The sequence below is a fragment of the Vibrio sp. 1078-1 genome, assembly GCF_033340475.1.
The window spans coordinates 1-737 of the sequence record NZ_JAWOWM010000293.1; the positions used below are offsets into that span (position 1 = coordinate 1).

The window sequence follows — 737 nt, forward strand, 5'->3', positions numbered from 1 at the left end:
GAATCAGGCCATCCACAATCTTGTGCATGTATTGCAATGAGAACAGGTTGTAATCACGAGGAGTCAGAACGCCACCCCATGTATCAAATACCATAACTGACTGCGCGCCGGCTTTGATTTGTGCATTTAGGTAGTCAATCACGCTATCTGCTAGCTTATCCAGTAGAAGATGCAGAGTTTGAGGTTCTGCGTACATCATCTTCTTGATCTTCGTGAAGGCCTTAGAGCTACCACCTTCAACCATGTAAGTCGCAAGCGTCCATGGGCTACCAGAGAAACCAATTAGAGGTACATCACCATTCAAATCTTTGCGGATTTGACGCACGGCATTCATTACGTACTGCAGTTCACCTTCTGGATCTGGCAGACCGATTTTCTCTACGTCGGCTTTGCAAGTAATTGGGTTATCGAAGACCGGACCTTCACCAGCAGCAAAACGCAGACCCAGACCCATTGCATCTGGGATAGTTAGGATGTCAGAGAACAAGATCGCTGCATCAAGAGGAAAACGGCGTAGTGGTTGAAGAGTTACTTCAGACGCCAGCTCCGCATTCTTACACAAAGACATGAAATCGCCCGCTTGAGCACGCGTAGCTTTGTATTCTGGTAAGTAACGACCTGCCTGACGCATCATCCATACTGGCGTGTAATCTACCGGCTCTTTAAGAAGCGCACGCAGATAACGATCATTTTTTAATTCAGTCATTCCGTAGTTCCAATTGTTAGGCTTTCTTTGA

The 737-nt window shown here is 46.5% G+C and carries 1 protein-coding gene; it reads right to left on the reverse strand.

The features are described 5' to 3' along the window. The coding region (gene hemE / locus R7190_RS27170) for a uroporphyrinogen decarboxylase (protein ID WP_318137841.1) at positions 1-706 on the reverse strand (706 nt) is incomplete at its 3' end. Positions 707-737: the final 31 nt, after the last annotated feature.